A 25,020-nucleotide genomic window follows, 5' to 3' on the forward strand; every position below is an offset into this window, starting at 1 on the left:
GATGGTAGATGTAACTGCCGACCGATGAGGGCTGTCAACCGTGAGAGGAGACCGGGATGCCGGCGGGGCCGACGGAGTGGTTCGAGGAAGCGCGGTTCGGGATGTTCGTCCACTTCGGGCTCTACAGCCTCGCCGCCCGGCACGAGTGGGTGCGCAGCCGGGAGAAGATGTCCGACGAGGACTACGACCGCTACCTGGAACAGTTCGACCCCGACCTGTTCGACGCGGCCGAGCTCGCCAGGAACGCCCGCGCCGCCGGGATGCGCTACGCGGTGCTGACCGCCAAGCACCACGACGGGTTCTGCCTGTTCGACTCCGAGCTCACCGGCTACACCAGCGCCCGCGCGACGGGCCGGGACCTGGTCGCCGAGTTCGCCGCGGCCATGCGGGCCGAGGGGCTGCGCGTGGGGCTCTACTACTCGCTGCTCGACTGGCGTCACCCCGACTTCACCATCGACCAGTACCACCCGCTGCGCGACAGCGCGCCGCCGGACGCGAACGCCACGCGCGACATGGCCCGCTACCGGGCGTACATGAACGGGCAGATACGCGAGCTGCTGACCGGGTACGGCCCGATCGACCTGCTCTTCTTCGACTTCACCTACCCGGCGAAGGGGCCCGCCGACTGGGGCGCGGAGGAGCTGATGGCGACCGCGCGCGCCCTGAACCCGCAGATCGTGGTGAACGACCGCCTCGGCATCCCCGGCGACTACGTGACGCCCGAGCAGTACCAGCCCGACCGGCCGCTCACCCGCGACGGCGTCCAGGTCAGGTGGGAGGCGTGCCACACGCTCAACGGCTCCTGGGGCTACGACCGCGACAACCACGACTACAAGGACCCGGCGCTGCTGATCCGGATGCTCGTCCAGTCCGTCGCGTGCGCCGGCAACCTGCTGCTCAACGTCGGGCCCACCGGCCGGGGCGCGCTCGACCCGCGAGCCCGGCACACGCTGGGCGCGATCGGGGAGTGGATGTCCCTGCACGCCAGGGCCGTGCACGGGGCTGGGCCGAGCGCGTTCACCCCGCCGCCCAACGCCCTCTACACCCAGCGGGCCGGCCGCCTCTACCTGCACCTGCTGTCCTGGCCGCTCAAGCACGTCCATCTGCCCGGCCTCGCCGGGCGCGTGCGCTACGCGCAGTTCCTCCACGACGGCTCCGAGGTGCGCTTCCACCAGGCGGACGGAGACCTGCACGAGCACAACAACCTCGCCCTGCCGGGCCAGCCGCCGGGCACGCTCACGCTGACCCTGCCCGTCGCCGCGCCGGACGTGCCGCTGCCGGTCGTCGAGCTCGTGCTGCGCGACGACGATGGTTCCTGACGTCACCGCGCGGCCGGTGTGGGACGCGGTGCCCGCCGAGGCCCGCGACGCCGTCCTGGCCGCCGCGGCCGAAGAGCTGGCCCGGCCGGCCCCGCGCCTGTCCCCGGACGACTGGGCCCGGACGTTCCGCGACGGGGCGCGGGCCGTCCACGAGGACAAGGCGCGGCGGCTGCGCGAACGCGTGGACGTCCTCGCCCTGGCCGCCGTGCTCACCGGCGAGGTGGCCCCCGCGACCGCGCCCCCCGGAGCGTGCCCGCACCTGGACGCCGTCGTGGACGGGCTGATGGCGCTCGCCGAGACGAGCACGTGGTGCTGGGCGCCGCACGATCGCGGGGCCGCGGCCCGGGGCGAGGTCGTGCCCGATCCCGACGACCCCTTCCTCGACCTGGGCGCGGCCGAGATCGCGGCGCTGTTCGCCTGGGCCGACCACGCGCTGGGCCCGCATCTGGACGTCAGGGCGCCGGGGCTGCGCCGCAGGTTGCGCCGCGAGGCCGACCGGCGGGTGCTCACCCCGTTCGAGCGGGTGCGCGACTGGCACTGGATCGGCCGCGGCGGCCGGGCGAACAACTGGAACCCCTGGATCCACGGGGCCGTCCTGGCGGCCGCGCTGCTGCTCTGCGACGACGTCCGGCGGCGCGAGCGCCTGGTACGCCTGGTCGCCGAGGGGCTGGACCACTACGTCACCGGGCTGCCCGACGACGGCGGGATCGACGAGGGCATCGCGTACTGGTGGCAGGGGGCGTGCCGGCTGCTGGAGGCGCTGGACCTGCTGGACGACCCCGGCCCGCCGGTGCTGCCTGCCCTGCTCGCCTACCCGCCGCGCATGCACCTCGGCGCGGACTGGTACGTCAACACCGGCGACGCTCCGGCCCGGCTCACCGGCGAGCGGCCGTGGCAGGTGCTCTTCCGCTGGGGCGAGCGCCTGGGGCGACCGGAGACCGTGGCGTACGCGGTGGCCGCCGCACGCGCGTCCGGCGGCGTCGTCCAGCCCAGGGCCGGGCTCGGGCGCGCCATGACCGCGCTGGCCGACCGGCGTTGGCGCCGGGCGGTCGCGGCCGGCGGGACGCCGGACGGCTCGCCCTGGCTGGCCCGCGAGTGCTGGCTGCCGCGCATCCAGGTCATGGTCGCGCGCGAGCGGGCCGGGAGCGCGGACGGGCTGACCGTGGCGGCGAAGGCCGGCCACAACGGCGAGCACCACAACCACCTCGACGTCGGCTCCTACTGGGTGGCGCTCGACGGACGTCCGATGGTCGTGGACGTCGGCCAGCCGACCTACACCGCCGCGACGTTCGGCCCGCGCCGCTACGAGGAGTGGCCGTTCCAGAGCGCCTGGCACAACGTGCCCGAACCGGGGCACGGGCAGCTCCCGGGGCCGGAGCACGGCGCGCGGGACGTCGCCGTCCGGTTCGACGAGGGCCAGGCCGTCCTGCGGGCGGACCTGAGCGCCGCCTATCCGGCGGGCCTGCTCACCCGCTGGGAGCGCGTCGTCCGGCTGGTGCGCGACGGCCCGGAGCCGTACGTCACCGTGGAGGACGAATGGGCCGCGGGCCCGCGGACCGTGCTGTTCCGGCACGTTCTCGCCGGCGAGGTCGAGTGCGGGCCGGGCCGGGCGGTCGTCACGGCGGACGGGGGACCGCCGCTCGAACTGCGCTGGGATCCCGCCGTCGGCGCCGCGTCCGTCGAGCACCGGGACATCGACGACCCGCGCCTCGCGCGCAGCTGGGGCTGCCGGCTGACCCGGCTGACGCTGGCCGTCACCGGCCCGGGGAGCGGCGGCCGGTTCGCCGTGAGCTTTCGCCGGCACGCACGAAATGACTCTTGAACAAGTTAGGTATGCCACATAACATCACCTATCGATAGGCGATGGACGTTGATGGTGGTCGATGTCGCCGCGTCGATCGTGTCGAGCCGTCACGCCGTCCGCCACGCCGGCCCGCGCAGCCCGACCCCCTCACTCAGGTGGCCCCCGGGCGGGCGGCTCCCGAAGACGGCCAGTCCACCCCCGACCTTCCACCGGTCATGACTATGCAATTGGAGCGTGCAGCGGATATGGGAACACAGTTGCGCCGGGCGTGCGCGGTCGCGGTCGCCGCCACCACCGTGGTGGCCGCGGCCACCGCCTGCGGCGGCGAGGACCCGGCGCAGGCCGGCGCCACGACTCTGCGGATCATCGTCAACATCAGCCCGAACCTGACCGAGCAGTACTGGAAGGGACTGTTCGCGAAGTACGAGCAGAGCCACCCGGGGGTGAAGGTCAACCTGGAGCTCACCGGGACCGTCTCGGCGACCGCCAAGCTCACCCAGGACCTCGCCGCCGGCGACCCGCCGGACATCGCCCAGCAGATCACCCCGACCAAGGAGAACGCCGCCCTGTTCGCCGACCTCACCGGCGAGGCGTGGACCGGCCAGACCCCGCTGGCCGACCAGTACGCCGTGGACGGCAAGCGCTACCTGGTCGGCGTCGGCCAGCAGATCCAGTCGCTGGTCTTCTACAACAAGGCCGCCTTCGCCAAGGCCGGTCTCGACGCCACCGCCATCAAGACGCTCGACCAGTTCCAGGACGCCATGGCCAAGCTGAAGAGCGCCGGCTACACGCCGCTGCAGAGCGCCGGGCAGTGGGTGCCGGGAGCGCAGTTCTCCCTGATCGCCGACTCCGGCGTGCTCACCGCCGACCCCGACTGGACGGTCAAGCGCAAGCAGAACCAGGTCTCCTTCGCCACCGGCGACTACCTGAAGTACCTCCAGCGCTTCCGGAGCTGGATCGACCAGGGCTACCTCGACAAGAGCGCGCTCGGCCTGACCTACGCCGACGGGCAGACGTCCTTCCTCGACGGCAAGTCCGCGATGTACGTCATGGGCTCCTTCTTCGTCCCGGCCGCCGACGCGGCGAAGAAGAGCGACGAGATCGGCGTCTTCTCCATGCCGACCGACGGCTCCCACCCCACCGGCCAGTACGGCAACATCGCCAGCCCGTACGTGGTCGTCAACGCCTCCAAGCACAAGGCCGCCGCGATCGACTTCGTGAAGTGGCTGGTCACCGACCCGGCCGCGATCGAGAGCCAGCTCGCCGCCGACGGCAACCTGCGCAAGGGCTTCACCTACAAGATGTCCAGCCTCGGCACGCAGGTCCAGAAGATCCTTGAGGAGGCGCCGTCCGTGCTGGTCAAGTCGGGCGAGCGCCAGCCGGTCGAGGGCTATCCGGCCGAGCTCAACACGCAGGTGCAGAAGCTGTACACGGGCGCCACGGCCGAGCAGGTCGCCGCCGGTTTGGACAAGTGGTGGAACTCGCAGAGCTGACCCGGCGGCCGGAGCGGCAGGCGTCCGAGCCGCGGCGCCCGCGCCGCGAGTGGCTGCCGGCCAGGTACCGGGCCAAGGCGGTGACCTTCGGGCTCGTGGCGCCGTCCGTGCTGGTCTACACGGTGATGACCGTCGTCCCGGTGGGCGTGGCGGTCTACCTCAGCCTGACGGACTGGAACGGCTTCTCCGACGCGGTGTTCGTCGGCTTCGAGAACTACCTGCACCTGTTCGACGACCCGAGCTCGACCAGCGCCTGGTACGTGACCGCCCTCGTCGCCGTCACCGGCACCCTGCTCATGATCGGCGGCGGCCTGGCGTACGCGCTGCTGCTCAAGGAGCGCTCGCGGACGAACTCGTTCTTCCGCACGCTCGCCTACTACCCGCACGTGATCAGCGCGCTGATCCTCGGCTTCCTCTGGGCCGCGATCCTCGGCACGAACGGCGCCGTCAACAGCACGCTGCGGCACTTCGGCGTCGGGCCCGTCGGCTTCCTCTTCGAGGAGAACCTCGCCCTGGTCTCGCTCATCGCGGTGATCGTGTGGGCCGGCTTCGGGTTCAACGTCGTGCTGTTCGTCGCCGCGCTCCAGACGGTCCCCGCCGAACTGCTGGAGGCCGCGGCGATCGACGGCGCGACCCGGCGCCAGGCCAACCTGCGCGTGGTGATCCCGATGATCTCCCCGGTGGTGACCGTGGCCACCGTGCTGAACCTCATCGGCCTGATCAAGACCTACGACCTGGTCGTGAGCCTCACCAACGGCGGGCCCGCGGGCGCCACGCAGACGTACTCGTTCCTCATCCTGGCCAGGTCCTTCGAAGGGACGAAGGTCGGTTACGCCAACGCGCAGGCCGTCTTCCTCATGGTCGTGTGCGCCGGCCTCGCCCTGCTGGTGACCGCCGCGCGCAACCGGCAAGACCGCGCCACGACGAGTTAGGGGACGGTGATGATCGAACAAACGCAAGCCGGCCACGGCAGGCGCCGCTCCTTCGTGCGCCCGGTCATGCTGGCGCTGCTCCTGGTGGCCATGACCGTGCCGGTCTACCTGCTCGTGGTCAACAGCTTCAAGTCCCAGGACGACATCCTCGGCAACCCCTTCTCCCTCCCGTTCGGCGACCTCACCTTCGACTCCCTCGCCAACGCCGTCGACAGCCCCCAGTACAACGTGATCCGCAGCTACGGCTTCACGCTGTTCCTCGTCGTCGTCGTGGACGTCCTGTGCATCCTGCTGGCCGGCCCCGCGGCGTACGCGATCGCGCGCAGCCTCAGCCGCCGCTCCCAGCTGCTGCTGCTGTACTTCCTCGCGGGCACCTTCATCCCGGGCGCCGCGCTGGTGATCCCGGTGATCTACGTGCTGCGCTCGGTCGGCCTGGCCAACACCGTGGCCGGCCTCGTGGCCCACGACGTGGCCTCGACCCTTCCGGTGAGCATCTTCCTGTTCGTCGGCTTCATCCGTACCATCCCGGCCTCCATCGACCAGGCGGCGATGATCGACGGCGCGGGGCGGCTGCGCACGTTCTGGACGATCATCTTCCCGCTGATGCGGCCCGCGGTGGTCACCGTGCTGATCCTCAACTCGATCGGGATCTGGAACGACTTCGTCAGCCCGCAGATCCTGCTCAGCCCCGGCTCCGGCCGGTACACGGTGACGACCGCCATCTACGCCGGGATCAGCCAGTACTCGACCGACCTGACGCGGGTGTTCCCCAACCTGCTGCTGGCGGTGGCACCGGTCGTCATCTTCTTCGTCTACATGCAGCGCCACATCATCAGCGGCCTCACGGTCGGCGCGGTCAAGGGCTGAACGGCCCGTCACGGAAAGAAGGACCATGACGTTCTCACGCAATCGGCGGCCGCTCGCGGCCATGGTGATCGCGACGGTGCTGGCAGCCCTCCCGGCCGTCCCGGCGGCGGCCGAGCAGGGCACGAGCGCGGGCGGCACCACCTACCACGTCGCGCCGTGGGGCAGGGACTCGGCCGGCGGCCGGTCGGCCGCGACGGCCTACCGCCACATCCAGCGGTGCGCCGACGTCATGACGCCCGGCGACACCTGCCTGATCCACTCGGGCACGTACAAGGAGACCGTCGTGCCCGCCCGGTCGGGCGCCGCCGGACTGCCCATCACCTACCGGGCGGCCCCCGGCGCGCGCGTGACGGTGAGCGGCGCCAAGCGGATCAGGGGCTGGTCCCCGGTCACCGGCCAGGACGTGGCCCGCATCGCGCAGTCGGACCCGTACGCGCCGGGCTCGCCCTTCGCCCAGGCCGTGCGCGACGGTCACGTCTACAGCGCCCGCGCCGACCTCGGACCCGACGTCACGACCGTGCAGACCTTCACCGACAAGCGGATGAACGTCGAGGCCCAGTGGCCCTATCCCGGCCTCGACCTGCTCGAACCCGCGGTGCGGTACGCCGGGCCGGGCAGCGCGGAGGCCACCGTCGCCGACGACGCGCTGACCCGCCCGGCCGGTTACTGGAACGGCGCCCGCGTGACGACGAACTACTGGTACATCACCGCGACCTCCACGATCAAGAGCTCCGACGTGGGCTCGGTCGTGCTCGACGTGGCGCCGCCGTGCGTCCACAAGGTGATCCCGAAGGACACCCGGTACGCGCTCACCGGCAAGATCGGCGAACTCGCCCACCCCGGCACCTGGTTCTACGACCCGGCCGGCAAACGGCTCTACCTGTACAGCGAGGACGACCCCGACCGGCACGTGATCGAGGCCAAGGCCCGCACGCTGGCCTTCGACCTGCGGAACGCGAGCCACACGACGATCGCCGGCGTCGGCCTGTTCGCCTCCACCGTCGAGACCGGGCCCGGCAGCAGCCACGTCGTGATCGACGGGATCACCGGCACGTACCTGTCGCACTACACCGACATCACCCGCGGCGCCGCCGACTGCGGCTCCACCGTCACCCGGGGCGTCGCCGACACCGGCATCGTGCTCAACGGCACGGACAACAAGGTCGTCAACAGCGACCTGTCACTCAGCGCCGGCAACGGCATCGCGCTGCGCGGCATGCGGAACACCGCGACGAACAACGTCATCCACGACGTGGACTACCTGGGCACCTACGCGGCCGGCGTCGCCGTGCAGGGCAACAGCCAGACGGTCACGCACAACACCATCTACCGGGTCGGCCGCAGCGGCGTGAACCTGCAGTGGGACAACGCCGCCGGCGGCACGCCGGGGCCGGACCGCATCGCCTACAACGACATCTCCCAGTACGCCCGGCTGAGCCTGGACGTGGCCGCGGTCTACACCTGCTGCGGCTCCGACATGCTGGGGACCTCGATCGACCACAACGTGCTGCACGATCCGGCGCCGAGGTGGGGCGCCACCAAGTTCGGGGTCACCGGCGTCTACGCCGACAACGGGCAGAGCAACATCACCATCGCCGCCAACGTGGGCTGGGGCAACCCCGAGGGGACCGTCATGCTCAACGGCCTCGGCGGCGGCTCGCACAACAACGGCGTCTACAACAACACCGGCGGCATGACGATGTTCTACGTCAAGGAGCCCGGCAACTCGACCGGCACCAAGGTCTACAACAACATCGGCCCGATCCGCGGCCTCGACGGCGCCACGAACGGCGGGATGGTGCTGTCCAACAACCTGCCGGCCGACGTCGACCCGCTGTTCGTCGACCCGGCCGGGCGCGACTACCGGCTGTCGGAGGCGTCCCCGGCGCGCAACCAGGCGATCCCGCTGCCCGGCGTCAACGACGGCTCGACGGACCCGCTCCCGAGTCTCGGCGCCTACCAGTACGGCGCCCCCAAGTGGGTGGCCGGAGCGACCCGGTAGGACAGAAGCGGCCCGGCGTCCGTGGCCTCCACCATGGGCGCCGGGTCCGGCGCGCGGTGCGCCTTCCGGGAGGTCGTCAAAGGGCGCGGTGCATGATGTGCAGCCCGACGTAGCCCTTCGCCGGGCTCCGGAAGCCCTCCGGCACGGTGCAGAGCACCTCGAACCCGAGCTTCCGGTACAACCGCACCGCCGTCTCGTTGGTCTCCACGACCGCGTTGAACTGCATCGAGCGGAAACCCGAGGTGCGGGCCCACTCGATCGTGTACTCGCACAGCGCGCGGCCCACACCACGCCCGGAATGGGCTGGATCGACCATGTAGCTGGCGCTCGCGACGTGCGAGCCGTTGCCCATCTGGTTGTTGTTCATCTTCGCGGTGCCGAGGATCGTCCCGTCGTCGTCGACCGCGACGACCGTACGGTTCGGGGCGGGCAGCAGCCACCAGCCGCGCCCCTCCTCCTGACCGAGATCGAGCGGATAGGTGAAGGTCTCACCGGCGGCGACGATCTCGCGGAAGAACGGCCAGATGGCCGACCAGTCGTCCACGGTGGCTTCCCTGATCAGCATCCGCCCAATATACCGGCGACGCCGAGACGTCAGCAGAGCCTCCGGAGCGCTCTGATGCTGTCCTCCCGCAGGGGCCGTACCCGGATGCGGACATGACGCGGCTGGCGCAGAACGGCTGCCTTCCCAGAATGCGCATCAAGAAGTCGAAAAGGGATGACATCGGGATGGCGTGGGTCGGGCCGGCCCCGGAGGACTGGCCTCGTCACAGGACCGTCTACTGCCTGGCCGTACGCATGGACGGCAAGAAGGCGACAGGCCGGGTGGTCGAGTGATCACCGATCCATGGCGGTCATGACCGCGGCCGTCGTCAGGTGGACTTGATGAAGGTGTGCAGGTCGTCGTTGAAGCGGTCGCGGTGGGTGACGAACAGGCCGTGCCCGCCGGTCGGGTGCTCCAGGTACGTCGCCCCGGGAACCAGCTTGGCGGTGCGCCGCCCGCTGACGGCCACCGGTATGGAGGCGTCGGCGGCCCCGTGCACGACCAGCGCGGGCACGGCGATCTCGGCCAGCGAGGCCCGGTGGTCGAAGGTCATGGCGGCCCGCTGGTACTGGCGGATCGCCCACGGCGAGACCTCAAGGCACTGCCGCAGCGTGAATTCCACCTGTGCGGGGGAGATCTCGTTGCCCAGGTGCGTGGCGAAGAACGCCTGCGCCCGCTGGGCCAGCCACTTGGGACGGTCGGCGTCCAGGGCCGCCATCGAGGCCTCCAGCGCGGCGCCCGGCACTCCCTCGGGGTTGTCGTCGGTCTGCAGCAGGAACGGCAGCATCGCCGAGACGAACGCCACCCGCGCGACGCGCTCGTCGCCGTGACGGGCCAGGTACCGGGCGACCTCGGCGCCGCCCATCGAGTGACCGACCAGGGTGATGTCACGCAGGTCGAGCAGCTCGATCAGCTCGGCCAGGTCGTCGGCGCCGGTGTCCAGGTCGTAGCCCGTCGAGGGACGGTCCGAGCGGCCGTGGGCCCGCCGGTCGAGGGCGACGCACCGGTAACCGCGCTCGACGAAGTACGGGATCTGGTACTCCCACATGTCCGCCGAGAGCATCACGCTGGCGACGAAGACGATGGGCTTGCCCTGGCCGTAGTCCTCGTAGGCGAGGCGGGTGCCGTCCGTGGTCTGGAAGAACATCTCATGACTCCTTATGTCGTGCGATGTCCTGAGTTTTTCAGTCAGAGGTAAGGGCGACAATTACGTCCCAGGTAAGCGTGCCCGCCATCCCTCGCCTCGGCATGTTGACGCTGTTGGCGCCGCATGTTGTGATCCACACAGGCGTATTTCGTACTTAATTAGTATGAAATGAGGTGGTCATGAGGCTCCTCCAGAGTGCGGCCGCGGTTGTCATGCTCCTGGTGAGCGCGGCCGGCATCCAGACCGTGCAGAGCGGACCGGCGCAGGCGGCTCTGCCCACCGCCGCCGTCGCGCTCGGCGACAGCTTCATCAGCGGCGAGGGCGCGGGGAACTACCAGCCCGTCGTCGACGCCTCCGGCACGGCACAGGCCTTCCCCGGCTGGTCGGCGGCCAACAGCAACGCCTACTTCTGTCACCGGTCGGCGAACGCCTCGGTGTTCGCGGCGTCGCTCCCGGGCATCCAGCAACGTTTCAACCTCGCGTGCTCGGGCGCCCGGCCCGCCGACATCGCCGCGCCCTCCAGCGCCCGGGCCGAGGGCCGCACCGTCGCCTCGCAACTCGACCAGCTGCGCGCCGTCGCCCGGACGAACGACATCGACGTCGTCCTCGTCGGCCTCGGCTCCAACAACACCCAGTTCACCTTCGGCGACGTGGCCACGCTGTGCGCCAACCGCTTCATCGCCGACGCCTGGACGGGCTGGTGGGAGTTCTGGGCCTACCTGAAGGGCGAGGTGCCGCAGCGGCCCTGCACCGCCTCCGACCTGGCCACCGACACCGAGGTCGCCGCCGCCACCGCCGAGACCACCGCGGCCCTGCGCCAGATCCTGGACACCCTCGACCAGATCGACGCCGACGGCGTCCACCAGGTGATTCTGCAGACCTACACCAACCCGCTGCCGCCCGACGTCGCCCCGCAGTACTACGACGAGGACGGCCGCACCGACACCCGCGACAAGTTCCGCGCCCTCGGCGCCGAGCGCTACGCCGCCGGGTGCCCGATCCACCGCGCCAGCCTCGCCCCCGGACACGTGTTCTCCCAGAACCTCGGCCAACTGGTCAAGAACGCGTTCACCACACTGGCAGCCGAACGCCCGGCGGCCGACCTGCGCGTCCTGGACGTCCAGAGGGCCTTCGACGGGGCCAGGCTCTGCGAGAACCCCGGCAGCCCGGCCGGTGCGCTCGCGACGCCGGTCCGGGTGCAGGACGGGCCGTCCGGCACGTTCATCACCAGCCTGTCCGGCTGGGACAAGATCGGTATCCAGCGGGCGGCGAACACCTGCGTCACCTACTTCCAGACCTGTCAGGAGTCGTGGCACCCCAACGCCGCGGGCCACACGGTCCTCGGCCAGTGCCTGGCCGGCGCCCTCGCCGCGACGCCCCGCGCGATCGTCACGTGCGCCCGTAATCCGGACGGCACGCTCACCATCTCCTGAATTCGAGGCGGGTGACCGGCGGGGACGCGCCGCGACTGAGGCGCCGGCTCAGGAGCCGCCGGCTTCGAGAAGACCGTGTTCTCGTACGAGGTCCAGGAAACCCGTCGTCAACGGGCCGGACCGCCCGTCCTTCCACACCACGGCAATCTGCCATTCGGCCGCCGGATGGCGAATCGGCGTGATCGTGACCGAGGACGGCGCGATTCGGCGGGCGCTGGCCGGCACGAAGGCGACCCCCGCGCCGGCCGCCACCAGCGCGAGCACGGTCTGCAGGTCCTGAGCCTCCTGGACGACGGCAGGGCGGACCGCGACGACGGTGCACAGGTGGTTGATCTGCCGTACCAGTCCGGGCCCTCTCTCCTGCGCCAGCTGGAGGAAGTCGTGGCGGGCCGCCCATCTCGCGAGATCTCCGACGTCGTGCGGGGGCCGGTCGTCATGGTCGGCCCAGGCGAGGGCGAGGCGGTCGCCGGCCAGCGGCAGCCGTCCCCATCCGCCGTCGAGCGGCAGCCGGACGAAACCGACGTCGAGGTCGCCCGCGTCGATCCGGTCAAGCTGGGCCTGTGACGACATGTCATCCAAAGTGACGTGCGCGTCGGGGTGGCGCCGCCGAAAGGCGGCGACGATCCGAGGGGCCAGATCGATGCTCGACAGCCCGAAGCCGACCGACAGCCTTCCGATCTCGCCGGTGGCCATTCTCGCCATCCGCCGGGTGAGCGCGTCCGCCCGCCGCAGGAGAGCCTGCGCGTCCGGGAGCAGGACGGCGCCCAGGTCGGTCAGCACGGCGCCGTGCCGGCCGCGGTCGAACAGCCGGCCTCCCGCCTGCGCCTCCAGCGACTGGATCTGCTTCGTGAGCGTCGGCTGGGTGACGTTCAGCGTTCGCGCGGCGCGGCCGTAGTGACCGTGCTCGGCGACCGTGAGGAAGGCGCGAAGCAGAACCAGATCCATTCCGCGACTCTATCGAACAGCGAAAAAGATTCATTGGACGAATGAGACGCGCATGCGGTCTGCTGGTGAACCACCCCGAGGATCCGGAGATTCGAGATGGCAGAAAACGACGAGGCGGCCGAGACCCCCACGCCGACGTTGCGGTGCGCGACCGTGCAGTTCGAGCATCGTCCCGATGACAAGACCTACAACCTGGCCCAGGTCGAGCACCACGTGCGCGTGGCGAGCGCGGACGGCGTGCAGGTCATCGCCTTCCCGGAGATGTGCCTGCTGGGGTACTGGCATCTCCGCCGCCAGACCCCCGAGCGGCTGCGGGAGCTCGCCGAGCCGGTGGACGGTCCGTCCGTCACGGCGGTCCGCGCGCTGGCGGCCGGGCACGGCGTCGCCGTAGGAGTCGGCTTCCTGGAGAGCGACACGGACGGGCGGCTGTTCAACAGCTATGCCCTCTGCCTCCCGGACGGATCCGTCCACCGTCATCGCAAGCTGCACGCCTTCGAGCACCCGGCGATCAGCAGCGGCGACGCCTACACCGTCTTCGACACCCCGTGGGGCGTCCGCATGGGCATCCTCATCTGCTGGGACAACAACCTGGTCGAGAACGTCCGCGCCACCGCGCTGATGGGCGCCTCGATCCTGGTGGCGCCCCACCAGACCGGCGGCACCGCCTCGCGCAGCCCCCACGGGATGCGCCCGATCCCCGTGGAGCTCTGGCGGAACCGGCACAGCGCCCCGGAGGCGATCGAGGCCGAGCTGCGCGGCCCCAGCGGACGCCAGTGGCTGATGCGCTGGTTGCCCGCCCGGGCTCATGACAACGGGCTGTTCGTCCTGTTCAGCAACGGCATCGGCGAGGACGACGACGAGATCCGCACCGGCAACGCGATGATCATCGACCCTTACGGCCGCATCCTCGGCGAGACCTGGGCGGCCGGTGACGACATGGTGACCGCCGACCTCGACCTCACCCTGCTGCCGCTCTCGACCGGCCGCCGATGGCTCCAGGGACGACGCCCGGAACTCTACGGCATCCTCACCCACCGGTTCGGGGACGAACGCGAGCCTCGCGCCGCCCGCTTCGCCACCGACCCGGTGCCACTCCTCCGCACCTCCGGCAGCGGGGCCGGCGACGATGTCCTCGGTCTGCCGCGCCACTGAGCCGTTCCAGCGAAAGGAGAACGCAGGCATCTCGTCGATCGGCGATGGAGGGCACATGCGCGATGAACGGTTCGTCCGCACGGGTCACCGACCCAGGCGTTCCACGACGACGCGTCGGCTCGTTCGGGCCGGCTGCTCCGTCCTGCTGCTGACCGCGACCGTCGGGCTCGGCCGGGCCGCCGCTGCCTCCGCAGGCGCCCCCGTCACCTGCGGGAGCGTCCTGACAGCGAGCGTCACCCTGACCGGGGATCTGACGTGCCCCGGTGACGCGCTGATCGTCGGCGCCGACGACGTGACCATCGACCTGGCCGGGCACACCCTCCAGGGCGCGGGCACCGGCACCGGCGTCCAGGTCAGCTCCCAGGGGACCGCCTGGACCGGAACCGTCATACGCGACGGCCGGATCGAAGGGTTCGCCACCAGCGTCGGCGACGACGCCCTCACCCCCCACATCACTGTCGCCCTTCGCGACATGACGATCACCGGCGGCCCCGTGAAGCTGCGCGGCGGCGCCTGGCCTGAGCTCTCGATCAGCGGTTCCCCCCGCCGATGCGACGTGGACGCCGTGGACGCCCGCCAGATCCGCCTGGCCATCGACGGCTGCACTCTGCACCGCGTCTCGGCCCGCAGCACCTACACGACGCTCACGTCGAGCAGAGTGATCTCGGGCAGCCTGTCCTTCAACGAGAACAACGCCGGACTCGTCACCGGCAACGTCTTCGACAACGCCCCGATCAGCTCGGACGACAACAGCTGGAACGTCGTGCTGCGCGACAACGTCTTCAAGAACGCCGACATCGCGGTACGGGCCGGCTGGGCGCCGGACACGCTCGTGGAGGACAACACGTTCAAGAACAACTCCATCGGCGTGTACGGCTACCTGATGGACGCCACCATCGCCCGCAACCGGTTCATCGGCAACCGCACCGCCGGCATCTACGTCAGGGACTCCACCACGTCGTCGTTCATCGACAACGTGTTCAAGGGAAACGGCCACGATCCCAGCGGGCTCACCGACGAGGCGGGCCTTCCCGTACGTGGCGCCATCCACATCGGCCGGAGAAGCTCCCCGATCACCCTGACGGGGAACGTGGGCAAGCACAACGCCGGCTACTTCGTCTGGATCACGCCGCCCTCAGGAGCGATCGACGGCGGCGGCAACCGGGGCCGTCCCTGCGGTCCCCAACCGCTCCCGCTGGCCTGCCGCTGACCCCTCGCGGACACGCTCCCGCCCGCGCCGCGACAGGCAGGCCGTGCCGCGCGCTCGGCCGCTGCCTGCCGAAGACCGCCGCCGAGGACCGCCCCGGCTGACGGTGCGCGCAACTTTGTCGGTCGTGCCCGCCATACTCGCCGCTGTCGATCAAGAGGACGACGGGATGCGGCGTGGAGGTATCGGCATGAGCGTGGAGCGCACGCTGACGTTCGTCGGCGGAAGTTCGGCCAAGTTCTGGGAGGTGCGCCAGGACGGCGCGGAGCTGCACATCCGGTACGGACGGCTGGGCGCGGCCGGTCAGACGCAGGTCAAGTCGTTCGGCTCGGCCGCCGCCGCCACTGCCGCCGCCGACAAGCTGGTGGCGGAGAAGATGGGCAAGGGCTACGCGGAGGACCAAACGGCCGCCTCGCCGCAGGCGGCTTCACCCGCGGCCGCCGGAGGCGTCGAGGACGAGGACCGGCTGGCGTTGCCGCCCGCCTGGTTGCGCGCTCTCCACCCCCGGCGAGGCGGAGCGAAGGCCCCGGTGCGGCGGCCGGACCCGGGCGCGCCGCAGAAGCTGGCCGCCGAGCTGGGCAACCGCGCGCAGCTGCTGGCCGACATGGTGGCGAAGTGCCCGGATCCGGAGCTCGCGGCCGCGGGCGCGGCGTACCTGGCGGGGGAGCCCGCCGGCACACCGCTGGGCGCGGCGGTGGTCGCCAAGGCGGTGGCCGCGTCCCTGCCATGGAACGAGCGCGAGGTGTCGTCCCTGTTCCCCGAGACCTGGCTGGCCGAACGCGGCCCGGTGTTCGCGGCGGTGGCCGTGACCGAGCTGGCCTCGCTGGACTACGTCCACGACGGGGGCACCTGGATGGTCCGCCGGCTGGCCGACGGCGAGGCCCCCGACCGGTGGTACGGCTGGGCCTCCGGCGAGCAGATCGACGCCCGGGTCCGCGCCGTGCTGGCCGCCGCGTCCGACGCCGAGTACGCCGAGGTCGTCGCGGCGCTGGCGGTGAGCCGCGCGGGCGGGCTCCACCACCGCGTGGCCGCCTCCTACCTGGCGCCCACCCAGACCGGGTGGGTCGCGGCCGACTGCGCCGAGGTGAGCCAGGTCCTCCCGGCTCTCGCCTTCCGCCTGATCGCCGCCATCAGCACGCCGGAGCACGCCGAGCTGATCGCGGACCACGTGCGTGGCCCCTACATGGGGGACTCCTTCGCCCTGCCGGCCACGGTCGTCGACGGCATGGGCGAGGCGGCCGTGCCGCTGCTGGCCGTCTGGGTGGACCACGCCTACGGCGCGGACAGCCGCAAGCGGCTGCTGCACGTGCTCGCCGACCTGCCGTACGACACGGCGATGCGGGCGATCCTCGACCGCGTCGAGCAGAAGTACACCCAGCCGGCCTTCCTGCGCGCGGCCTCCCGCTTCCCCCGCCGCGCGATGCGGATGCTGGCCGAGTCCGGCGGCAAGGTCGTCGACCTGCTGCTGCGCACCCATGTGGCGGCCCGTCCCGACCTGGTGGACGAGGTGCGCGCGAGCCTCGGCGACGGCGCCGCCGAGCGTCTCGACAGGATCGCGACCGCCGGCGCCGTCGCCGCCGCTGCGCCGGAGGCGCTGCCCGAGGTGCTGGTCAGCCCGCCCTGGACCCGCCCGCGCAAGGCGCGCAAGGTGGTCGTGGTCGACGGCCTGGCGTGCACCGACGGACCGGCCCTTGTGTGGGCGCCGGGCGAGAAGGACAACTGGCGTTCCTCCCGGGCGGAGAATTCCTGGGGCCGGTCCTGGCGCCGGAGCTGGCAGGACATCGCCCGCGCCATCGCCGAGGGCCGGGGCGCCCACTGGTCCGACGAGGTCGCCCTGTTCGTCGCCGGGCCCGAGGAGCTGGCCGCGCCGCTGATCGGGAAGTGGCGCCCTGTCGACCTGTGGGGGGCGGGCGACTGGATGCCGATGGTGGTGGCCAGGCTCGGGACGGCGGCGCTGCCCATGGTGGTCGACAGCGCCCGGCGCGGCCCCAGCTCGGTCGCCGCGTCGCTGCTGCCGTTCGCGGCGCCGGAGGTCGCCGTGCTGATGGCCGACTGGCTGGCCCGGCTGAAGTCGGTCCGTGCCACCGCGCTGGCCTGGCTGAACCGTCACCCCGCGGCGGCCGCCAGGGCGCTGGTCCCGGCTGCTCTCGGCAAGCCCGGCGTGGCCCGGCTCCGGGCCGAGCAGGCGCTGGCGGCGCTGGTCGCGGGCGGCCACCGCGACACCGTGGCCGAGGCCGCCGCAGGGTACGGGCCCGCCGCCGAGGCCGCCATCGCCGACCTGCTCGTGGCCGACCCGCTCGACGTGCTGCCCGCCAGGATGCCCGTGCTGCCCGAGTGGACGGAGGTCGCGATCACGACCCCGATCCACCTGTGCGGCGACGCGGGCGCGCTGCCCCCCGAGGCGGCCCGCCACGTGATGACGATGCTGGCGATCTCCAAACCGGGCGACCCGTACGCCGGTCTCGCCGTGGTCAGGCAGGCCTGCGACGGCCGCAGCCTCGCCGACTTCGCCTGGGCGCTGTTCCAGTGCTGGCAGGCGGCGGGCTACCCGTCCAAGGAGAGCTGGGTGATGGACGCGCAGGCGTTGCTCGGCGACGACGAGACCGTACGGCGGCTGACCCCGCTGATCAGGACCTGGCCGGGCGAGGGCGGGCACGCGCGCGCGGTCACCGGCCTGGACCTGCTGGCCTCCATCGGCTCGGAGGTGGCGCTCATGCACCTGCACGGCATCGCCGAGAAGGTCAAGTTCGGCGGGCTGAAGAACCGGGCCAAGCAGAAGATGGACGAGGTCGCCGCCGAGCTCGGCCTGAGGCCGCAGGAGCTGGCCGACCGGCTGGTGCCCGACTTCGGCCTGTCCGACGACGGCAGCCTGACCCTCGACTACGGCCGCAGGCGGTTCGTGGTGGGCTTCGACGAGCAGCTCAAGCCGTACGTGGCCGACGCCTCGGGCAAGCGGCTGAAGAACCTGCCCAAGCCGGGCGCCAACGACGATCAGGAGCTCGCGACCGCCGCCTACCGGCGCTTCGCCGGGCTGAAGAAGGACGTGCGCTCCGTGGCCGGGGACGCCATCCACCGCCTGGAGCAGGCCATGGTGAACCGGCGTCGCTGGAGCGCCGGCGACTTCGGCCGGCTGCTCGTCGGCCACCCGCTGCTCCGGCACATCGTCCGGCGGCTGGTATGGGGCCTGTACGACCCGTCGGGCCGGCTCATGGGCACCCTGCGCGTGGCCGAGGACCGCAGCTTCGCCGACGTCGCGGACGACACGCTGACGTTGCCCGAAGACGCCCTCGTAGGCGTGGCGCACCCGCTGGAACTGGGGGAGGACCTGGCCGCCTGGTCCGAGGTGTTCGCCGACTACGAGATCCTGCAGCCGTTTCCGCAGCTGGGCAGGGAGACGTACGAGCTGGATCTGGCGCTGGTGGCCGAGATCGAGGCCGCCAGGATCCCCACCCGCGCGGTGATCGGCCTGGAGCGGCGCGGCTGGCGGCGCGGCGCGCCTCAGGACGCCGGCTGGCAGGGCTGGATCGAGCGGGACGTGCCCGGCGGCAGGACCATCACGATCGGCCTCGATCCGGGCATCTCGATCGGCTACCTCGATCTCGCCGACGAGCAGACCCTGGTCGAGCTGGGGCTCGACGGCCTCGATCCGATCACCACCTCCGAGATCCTCCGAGACCTCAGGGACATCACCCGATGAACGGACACGCCCAGCGGCCCCCGGCCGAGATCCGCTACGCCGGCGAGCTGGCCAGGCTGCGGGAGCACGACACCGACGACCGGCCGCCCGGCTGGGCGCTCAGCCTGCGGGCCGCCCGCCGTTTCGTCCTCGGCGACGAGAAGCTGGGCATCAGCCGCAAGTTCGTGGGCGATCCCTCGCTGATCGACCGGTCCCTGGTGACGCTCGCGACCAACCGGGGGCTGATGCTGGTCGGCGAGCCCGGCACGGCCAAGTCGCTGCTGTCCGAGCTGCTCGCCGCGGCCGTCAGCGGCACCTCGACGCTCACCGTCCAGGGCGGCGCGGCCACCACCGAAGACCAGATCAAATACTCCTGGAACTACGCGCTGCTGGTCGCCGAGGGCCCCTCCACCCGATCGCTGGTGCCCGCGCCGCTGCTGCGCGGCATGGCCGAGGGCAAGGTGGTGCGCTTCGAGGAGATCACCAGGTGCCCGCTGGAGGTGCAGGACTGCCTGCTGTCACCGCTGTCGGACCGGGTGCTCGCCGTACCGGAGCTGAGCGGGCCCGAGTCGATGGTGTTCGCCCAGGAGGGGTTCACGATCCTGGCCACGGCCAACACCCGCGACCGCGGCGTCAACGAGATGAGCGCCGCGCTCAGGCGCCGCTTCAACTTCGAGACCGTCTTCCCGATCGCCGACTTCGACACCGAGCTGGCGTTGGTGGAGGCGGAGGCGGTGGCGCTGCTCGAACGCTCGGGCGTCACCGCGCCGCCGCGCCGCGACGTGCTGGAGGTCCTGGTCACCACCTTCCGCGACCTGCGCCAGGGGCACACCGCGCGCGGCGACGCCACCGACCGGCTGTCGGGGGTGATGAGCACCGCGGAGGCCGTCTCGGTCGCCCATGCCGTCGGGGTGCGCGGCTGGTTCCTGCGCCGCGAGCCGGGCACCGCCGCCGACCTGGTCTCCTGCCTGGCCGGCACGGCCGCCAAGGACAACCCGGAGGACCTGGCCAAGCTCCGCAGGTACCTGGAGCGCAGGCGACACGGCGACCAGTGGCAGGCCCTGTACGAGGCCCGCCACCTGCTGCCGGGCTGACCGATGGCGGTCATCTTCCTCGGCGTGCGGCACCACAGTCCCGCCTGCGCCCGGCTGGTCGCCGACACCATCCGTTCCGTACGTCCCGCGTACGTGCTGGTCGAAGGCCCGGCGGAGATGAACGACCGGATGGACGAGCTCCTGCTCGGCCACGAGCTGCCGATCGCCGTCCACACCGGCTACCGCGACCACGAGCGGCGCCACGGTTCATGGACGCCGCTGTGCGACTACTCCCCGGAGTGGGCGGCGCTGACCGCGGGCCGCGCGGCCGGCGCCGAGCTGCGCTTCATCGACCTGCCCGCCTGGCATCCCGCGCTGGCGGACGTCAGCAACCGGTACGCCGACGCCGAGGCCCGCTACGCCGAGGCGACCCGGCGGCTCTGCCGCGCCTTCGCCGTGGACAACATGGACGCGTTGTGGGACCACCTGTTCGAGATCGAACCGGCCGACGGGCTGGCCGAACGGCTGGCCACCTACTTCGACCTCGTACGCGGCGACACCGGGGCCGATCCCGGCGACACGGCCCGCGAGGCGTACATGGCGCAGTGGATCCGGGCGGCCGCCGGCGACGCGGGCGAGCGGCCGGTGGTCGTGGTCACGGGCGGCTTCCACCGTCCCGCGCTGATCCGGCTGGCCGAGCAGGGCGAGCGGAGCTGGCCGGAGGTGCCGCAACCGCCCGAGGGGGCGGCGGTCGGCAGCTACCTGGTGCCGTACTCGTTCCGCCGGCTGGACGCCTTCGACGGCTACCAGTCGGGCATGCCGTCGCCCGGCTACTACCAGGACCTGTGGGAGCACGGTCCCGACGGAGCCGCCCGCAGGCTCGTCGAGGCGGTGACGGCCCGGCTGCGCGGCCGGCGCCGGCAGGTCTCCACCGCCGATCTGATCGCCGCGCGCGCCACCGCCGACGGGATCGCGCTGATGCGCGGCCACCCGCATCCGGCCCGCGTCGACGTGCTCGACGGCCTGGCCACCGCGCTGGTCGGCGAGGCGATCGAGATCCCGCTGCCCTGGGCGTCCCGCGGGCCCCTCCAGGCGGGCCACCACCCGGTCGTCGTGGAGATGATCGCGGCGCTCAGCGGTGACCGGGCAGGCCGCCTGCACCCCTCGACCCCGCTGCCGCCGCTGGTCCACGCGGTGCTCGCCGAGCTGGGCGGCCCCGGCGACGAACGGCTCGACCTCGGCGGGCAAGCCGGCCGCGCGCGCAGCCGCTTCCTGCACAGGCTGCGCGTCCTGGGCATCCCGGGCGTCGTCCGCACCGCGGGACCCCGCCCCGCGGGCGGCGCCGAGCTGGTCGAACAGTGGACGTTGAGCGAGACCGACGACCGCCTGCCCGCCCTGATCGAGGCAGGCGGGTACGGCGTGGACCCGCAGGAGGCGGCGGCCTCCGTGCTCGCCGAGCGGATCAGGGGCGCCGACCTGGACCGGCTGGCCGACGTGCTGTTCGACGCCGCGCTGTGCGGCATCGGCGAGCTGGCGGGGCAGGTGCTCGACGATCTCGCGCGGGCGATCGCCGCGGCGGCCGACCTGGGCTCGCTGGGCCGCACGCTCACCGTCGCCCTGGCGATGTGGCGCCACGACGAGCTGTTCGCCACCAGCGGCAGCACCACCTTGGGGACCGTGGTCCGGGCCGCCGCCCTCCGGGTGTTGTGGCTGGCCGAGGGCGTGCGCGGCGGGCCCGTCCCCGCCGATCCGCGGCGCATCGGCGCCATGGCCGCCGTCCGCGACGCGCTCAGGCACGCCGGGCCGCCGCTGGGCCTGGACCTGGACGCGGCGCTGGGCGTCGCCGACCGCGTCGCCGCCTGCCAGGACGCGCCGCCCGACCTGCGCGGAGCGGCGCTCGGGCTGGGCTGGTCACTGCGCGGCGCCGCCGCCGCGGACCCCGCGTGGGCGGTACGCGGCGCGTTCGTCCCCGCGTCGGCCGGCGACTGGCTGGCCGGGCTGTTCGCGCTCGCCCGCGAGGAGGTCCTGCACGCCGGCGGCATGCTGGAGCTGCTCGACGAGCTGGTCGCGGCGATGAGCGACCACGACTTCCTGGTGGCCCTGCCGGCGCTGCGCCAGGCGTTCGGCTACTTCCCGCCCCGCGAGCGGCACCTCATCGCCAGCCGCCTGGTCGAACTGCGCTCCGGCGCGGGCGCGTCCGCGTGGGACCTGATGCGGCTGGAGGCGGCGCCGGAACTGGTGGCCGCAGGCATGGCACTGGACGAACGAGTCGATGCGGCACTGCGCCGGGAGGGACTGATCACGCCATGACCGACCCCACCCTCGTACGGTGGCGGCTGCTGCTCGGCGAGGCCGGCGGCGCCTGCCTCGGCGGCGGGCAGCTCGACGAGGCGGCCGCCGGCCGCGACGCCGCCATGGACTGGCTGTACGGCCGCGACGAGGAGCTGCGCAGGCGCGGCGTACGGCGGCAGGCCGGAAGCGGCCCGTCGAACCTGACCACCTTCGACTGGCTCGACGACATCACCCGCCTGTTCCCCAAGGAGACCGTCGAACGCCTGCAACGCGACGCCGTCGAACGCTACGAGATCCACGACCTCGTCACCGACCCCGACGTGCTCGCCCGCATCGAGCCCAACCCCGCGCTGCTCAAGGCGGTCCTGCACACCAAACACCTGATGAACCCGCAGGTGTTGCGGCTGGCCAGGCGCATCGTGGAGCAGGTCGTCCGGCAGCTCATGGACAAGCTCGCCACCGAGGTGCGCAGCGCCTTCTCGGGCACGAGAGCGCGCCGGCCGGGCCGGCTGCGGCAGGCCCGCAACTTCGACATGGTCCGGACCCTGCGCGCCAACCTCGGCCGCTACCAGCCCGACACCGGCAAGGTCGTGATCGAGACCCCGCTGTTCTTCTCCCGCACCCGCCGCCACCTCGAACAGTGGCAGGTGATCCTGCTCGTCGACCAGTCCGGCTCGATGACGGACTCGGTGATCCACTCGGCGGTCACCGCGGCCTGCCTGTGGGGCCTGCCCGGCGTACGCACCCACCTGGTCGCCTTCGACACCGACGTGGTGGACCTGACCTCCGACGTGGACGATCCCGTGGAACTGCTCATGAAGGTCCAGCTCGGCGGCGGCACCGACATCGCCCGCGCGGCCGCGTACGGCGCCGGGCTGGTGGACCAGCCGCGGCGGGCCGTCGTCGTGCTGATCTCCGACTTCTACGAGGGCGGCGATCGTCACCGGCTGGTACGCATCGTGCGTGACCTGGTCGAGCAGGGCAGCAAGGTCCTCGGCCTGGCCGCCCTCGACGAGCAGGCCAACCCCGACTACGACCGGGAGCTCGCGCAACGCCTGGCCGACGCCGGGGCGTACGTGGGCGCGATGACCCCCGGCGAGCTGGCGTCCTTCGTCGCGGAGCACGTGGGCCGATGAGAACGGATCTGCTCGGGCTCACCACCGACTCCCTCGCCGCGCTCACCAACCGCGGCCTGGTCAAGCGGGCGGGCAAGGAAGCCGCGCCGGACCTGCGTACCGACGCCGACGGGACCGTGCACGGCGACTTCGCGGGCGGGCCGACCGCGAGCCTGCCACCCGGCGGCCTCGACGCGGCCCGCTGCACGTGCGGCGCCACCGGGGTCTGCCGGCATGTCGTCGGTGTGGTGCTGGCGTACCAGCACCAGCACGCCGCGGCCGTCGAGACCGTCGAGCATCCGCAGGGTGAGGGCCCCGTCCCGGGACCCTCCGCCTGGTCGCCGGGGCAGGTGAGCGACGACGAGCTGACCGCCAGGATCGGCGCCCGCCTGATGGCCGCCGCCCGCCGTACCGAACGGGCCGGATACACCGCCCGCGTGCGCCGCGCCACCGCTGCCGATCCCGCGCCGCAGGTCGAGCTCGCCACCGTGACCGTGCGTTTCCTGATCCCCGGCGACCTCGGCTTCGTGCACACCGACGCCGTCGCGGGCAGCCGCGACGACGTCATCGCCCTCGCCGTGTGGGCGTTCCGGGTCGCCGACGAGTTGCATCCCGGGACGCCGGAGGCACGGGTCGACGTCGGCGGCGAAGCCGGGACCGGCGCCGGATCCGGGCTGGAGCGGGCCCTGGGGCTGGCCGGCACGGTCCTGCGCGACGGCGCGGCGCACCTCGGCCAGGGACTGGCGGCCACCATCGCCGACGTACAGCGCCATCTGGACGCCGCCGGATCGCGCTGGCCGCTGCTGGCCGTCGGCGACCTCGCCGAGCAGCTGGCCGCCTACCGCGACCGCGGCGCCCACTACCGTCCCGAACTGCTCGCGAGCCACCTCGTCGAGCTGCACGCCCGGCACCGGGCCGTGACCCGCCCCGACGCCACCCTCCGCAGCAGCGTGCTGGGAACCGCAGAGGCCGCCGAGACCCCGTTGCGCCGGGCCCGCCTGGAGAGCCTGGGCTGCCGGATCCGCAGCCTCGGCGACCGGCGGATCGCCGAGATCTACCTGGCCCACGGCGACAGCGCGATGGTCCTGGTACTCCGCCGCGAATGGGACGGCGAACGGGACGGCGACGACGGCGACGGCGCCGCCCTGGCACGGCGACGCGTCGCCGGCTCCACGCTGGCCGCCCTGGCCACCGGCAACCTCGTCACGGAATCCGCCGTCCGCAGCGCCAGCCGTACCGTGCGGCTGGCCACCGGGCGGATCGCCAGGACGACGGTCAGCCCGTCGCGGGGCGACTGGGGTGGGCTCTCGCCGTCCCTGGTGGTGACCGACCTCGCCGCGCTCGGCCGGGAACTCGACGCCCTCACGCTCCGGCCCGTCCGCCCGCGCGTCGAAGCGGAGCTGGTCCGCGTCGTCGCCGTCTCCGAGGTGGTGGCCATGACCTACGCCGCCGGTGACCAGCGCCTCGACGCCCTCATCGCCGACCAGGCGGGCAACCTCGCCACCGTCACCGCCACCCACGCCGGGGCCGCCCCCGGCCGCCTCGACTCGCTGGCCGCCGTGCTCGCCGAGGAGGAAGGCGAGCTGCGTTTCGTCAGCGGGGTGGTCGGCCGTACCGCGGGCGGCGTCGTCATCGACCCCATCGGCCTGGCCGCCGGCGACCGGGTCGTCGTGCCCGACCTGCGACCCGCCGGCGGCGGCGGCCGGCTCGCGGCCGCCGAGGACGTCCGGCACGACCCGCTGACCGCCGTGCTGATCGACACCCGCGGGCTGCTCGCGGAAGCGGCCCACCACGGCCTGTCCCACCTGCCGCCGACCTACGACGCCCGCCTCGGCACCGCCGCACGGCGGCTGACCACGCTCGGGCTCCACCGCATCGCGCGGGCCGTCACGGCGTTCGCGGCGGCGCGGGCGCAGGACTCGGGCGATGCGGCCGAGCAGACCTGGGTCGACGCCTACCTGCGCCTGGAGGTGGCCCTGGAACTGACCTGACCCGATCCGCGGCATCGCCGCGCACGTGGTGCTGATTTGACTTCTGTCGAAACAGTGGCACATGATG

Annotated in this window: 17 protein-coding genes; 14 read left to right on the forward strand and 3 right to left on the reverse strand. The window is 72.4% G+C overall.

What is annotated here, in order from left to right; translation table 11 throughout:
- Nucleotides 1–56 precede the first annotated feature (56 nt).
- The 6 genes from ACIBQ6_RS28055 to ACIBQ6_RS28080 all read left to right on the forward strand — a co-directional run bounded on the left by ACIBQ6_RS28055 (nt 57) and on the right by ACIBQ6_RS28080 (nt 8,417).
- A complete protein-coding gene (locus ACIBQ6_RS28055) occupies nt 57–1,319 on the forward strand; it encodes an alpha-L-fucosidase (RefSeq protein WP_397215479.1) in 1,263 nt (420 codons plus the stop codon).
- Nucleotides 1,309–3,141 (forward strand): heparinase II/III family protein, encoded by a 1,833-nt coding sequence (locus tag ACIBQ6_RS28060; RefSeq protein WP_397215481.1) that lies wholly within the window; start codon nt 1,309–1,311, stop codon nt 3,139–3,141. Before ACIBQ6_RS28055 ends, ACIBQ6_RS28060 begins: the two co-directional genes overlap by 11 nt.
- A 227-nt stretch (nt 3,142–3,368) precedes the next feature.
- Nucleotides 3,369–4,616: an ABC transporter substrate-binding protein gene (locus ACIBQ6_RS28065; protein WP_397215483.1), complete on the forward strand. Its 1,248-nt coding sequence runs from the start codon at nt 3,369–3,371 to the stop codon at nt 4,614–4,616.
- Entirely contained in the window at nt 4,598–5,548 is a 951-nt protein-coding gene (locus ACIBQ6_RS28070; protein ID WP_397215485.1) for a carbohydrate ABC transporter permease, read from the forward strand. Before ACIBQ6_RS28065 ends, ACIBQ6_RS28070 begins: the two co-directional genes overlap by 19 nt.
- A 9-nt stretch (nt 5,549–5,557) precedes the next feature.
- Nucleotides 5,558–6,415, forward strand: coding sequence for a carbohydrate ABC transporter permease (locus ACIBQ6_RS28075; RefSeq protein WP_397215487.1), 858 nt, complete (start codon nt 5,558–5,560; stop codon nt 6,413–6,415).
- Nucleotides 6,416–6,440: 25 nt separating this feature from the next.
- Nucleotides 6,441–8,417 carry a right-handed parallel beta-helix repeat-containing protein gene (locus ACIBQ6_RS28080; RefSeq protein ID WP_397215489.1) on the forward strand — a complete coding sequence of 659 codons (1,977 nt, stop codon included), beginning with the start codon at nt 6,441–6,443 and terminating at the stop codon, nt 8,415–8,417.
- A 76-nt stretch (nt 8,418–8,493) separates the two neighbouring features.
- Here the strand turns inward: ACIBQ6_RS28080 and ACIBQ6_RS28085 are convergent, their stop codons facing one another.
- Complete coding sequence (locus ACIBQ6_RS28085; RefSeq protein WP_397215491.1) at nt 8,494–8,982, reverse strand: GNAT family N-acetyltransferase; 489 nt, start codon at nt 8,980–8,982, stop codon at nt 8,494–8,496.
- 307 nt (nt 8,983–9,289) lie between these two features.
- On the reverse strand, nt 9,290–10,108 hold the full coding sequence (locus tag ACIBQ6_RS28090; protein ID WP_397215493.1) for an alpha/beta fold hydrolase: 819 nt from the start codon (nt 10,106–10,108) through the stop codon (nt 9,290–9,292).
- A gap of 179 nt (nt 10,109–10,287) precedes the next feature.
- Between ACIBQ6_RS28090 and ACIBQ6_RS28095 the strand changes: the two genes are divergently transcribed.
- A complete protein-coding gene (locus ACIBQ6_RS28095; protein ID WP_397215495.1) occupies nt 10,288–11,541 on the forward strand; it encodes a hypothetical protein in 1,254 nt (417 codons plus the stop codon).
- A gap of 48 nt (nt 11,542–11,589) precedes the next feature.
- Here the strand turns inward: ACIBQ6_RS28095 and ACIBQ6_RS28100 are convergent, their stop codons facing one another.
- The gene (locus ACIBQ6_RS28100; protein WP_397215497.1) at nt 11,590–12,486 is read right to left on the reverse strand and encodes a LysR substrate-binding domain-containing protein; all 897 of its coding nucleotides are present in this window, start codon (nt 12,484–12,486) and stop codon (nt 11,590–11,592) included.
- A gap of 96 nt (nt 12,487–12,582) precedes the next feature.
- Between ACIBQ6_RS28100 and ACIBQ6_RS28105 the strand changes: the two genes are divergently transcribed.
- The 7 genes from ACIBQ6_RS28105 (at nt 12,583) to ACIBQ6_RS28135 (ending at nt 24,953) form a co-directional block, all read left to right on the forward strand.
- Nucleotides 12,583–13,638 (forward strand): nitrilase family protein, encoded by a 1,056-nt coding sequence (locus ACIBQ6_RS28105; protein WP_397215499.1) that lies wholly within the window; start codon nt 12,583–12,585, stop codon nt 13,636–13,638.
- 55 nt (nt 13,639–13,693) lie between these two features.
- Nucleotides 13,694–14,848, forward strand: a complete 1,155-nt coding sequence (locus ACIBQ6_RS28110; protein WP_397215501.1) for a right-handed parallel beta-helix repeat-containing protein — start codon at nt 13,694–13,696, stop codon at nt 14,846–14,848.
- 187 nt (nt 14,849–15,035) lie between these two features.
- Complete coding sequence (locus ACIBQ6_RS28115; RefSeq protein WP_397215503.1) at nt 15,036–18,542, forward strand: DUF4132 domain-containing protein; 3,507 nt, start codon at nt 15,036–15,038, stop codon at nt 18,540–18,542.
- The gene (locus tag ACIBQ6_RS28120) at nt 18,539–19,615 is read left to right on the forward strand and encodes an AAA family ATPase (RefSeq protein WP_358295318.1); all 1,077 of its coding nucleotides are present in this window, start codon (nt 18,539–18,541) and stop codon (nt 19,613–19,615) included. Before ACIBQ6_RS28115 ends, ACIBQ6_RS28120 begins: the two co-directional genes overlap by 4 nt.
- Before the next feature lie 3 nt (nt 19,616–19,618).
- On the forward strand, nt 19,619–21,865 hold the full coding sequence (locus ACIBQ6_RS28125) for a DUF5682 family protein (protein WP_397215505.1): 2,247 nt from the start codon (nt 19,619–19,621) through the stop codon (nt 21,863–21,865).
- Nucleotides 21,862–22,983, forward strand: coding sequence for a VWA domain-containing protein (locus tag ACIBQ6_RS28130; RefSeq protein WP_397215507.1), 1,122 nt, complete (start codon nt 21,862–21,864; stop codon nt 22,981–22,983). The genes ACIBQ6_RS28125 and ACIBQ6_RS28130 overlap by 4 nt, the downstream gene beginning before the upstream one ends.
- Nucleotides 22,980–24,953, forward strand: coding sequence for a hypothetical protein (locus ACIBQ6_RS28135; RefSeq protein ID WP_397215509.1), 1,974 nt, complete (start codon nt 22,980–22,982; stop codon nt 24,951–24,953). The genes ACIBQ6_RS28130 and ACIBQ6_RS28135 overlap by 4 nt, the downstream gene beginning before the upstream one ends.
- Nucleotides 24,954–25,020 lie beyond the last annotated feature (67 nt).

Source organism: Nonomuraea sp. NPDC049655, from assembly GCF_044465465.1.
Lineage (GTDB): Bacteria > Actinomycetota > Actinomycetes > Streptosporangiales > Streptosporangiaceae > Nonomuraea.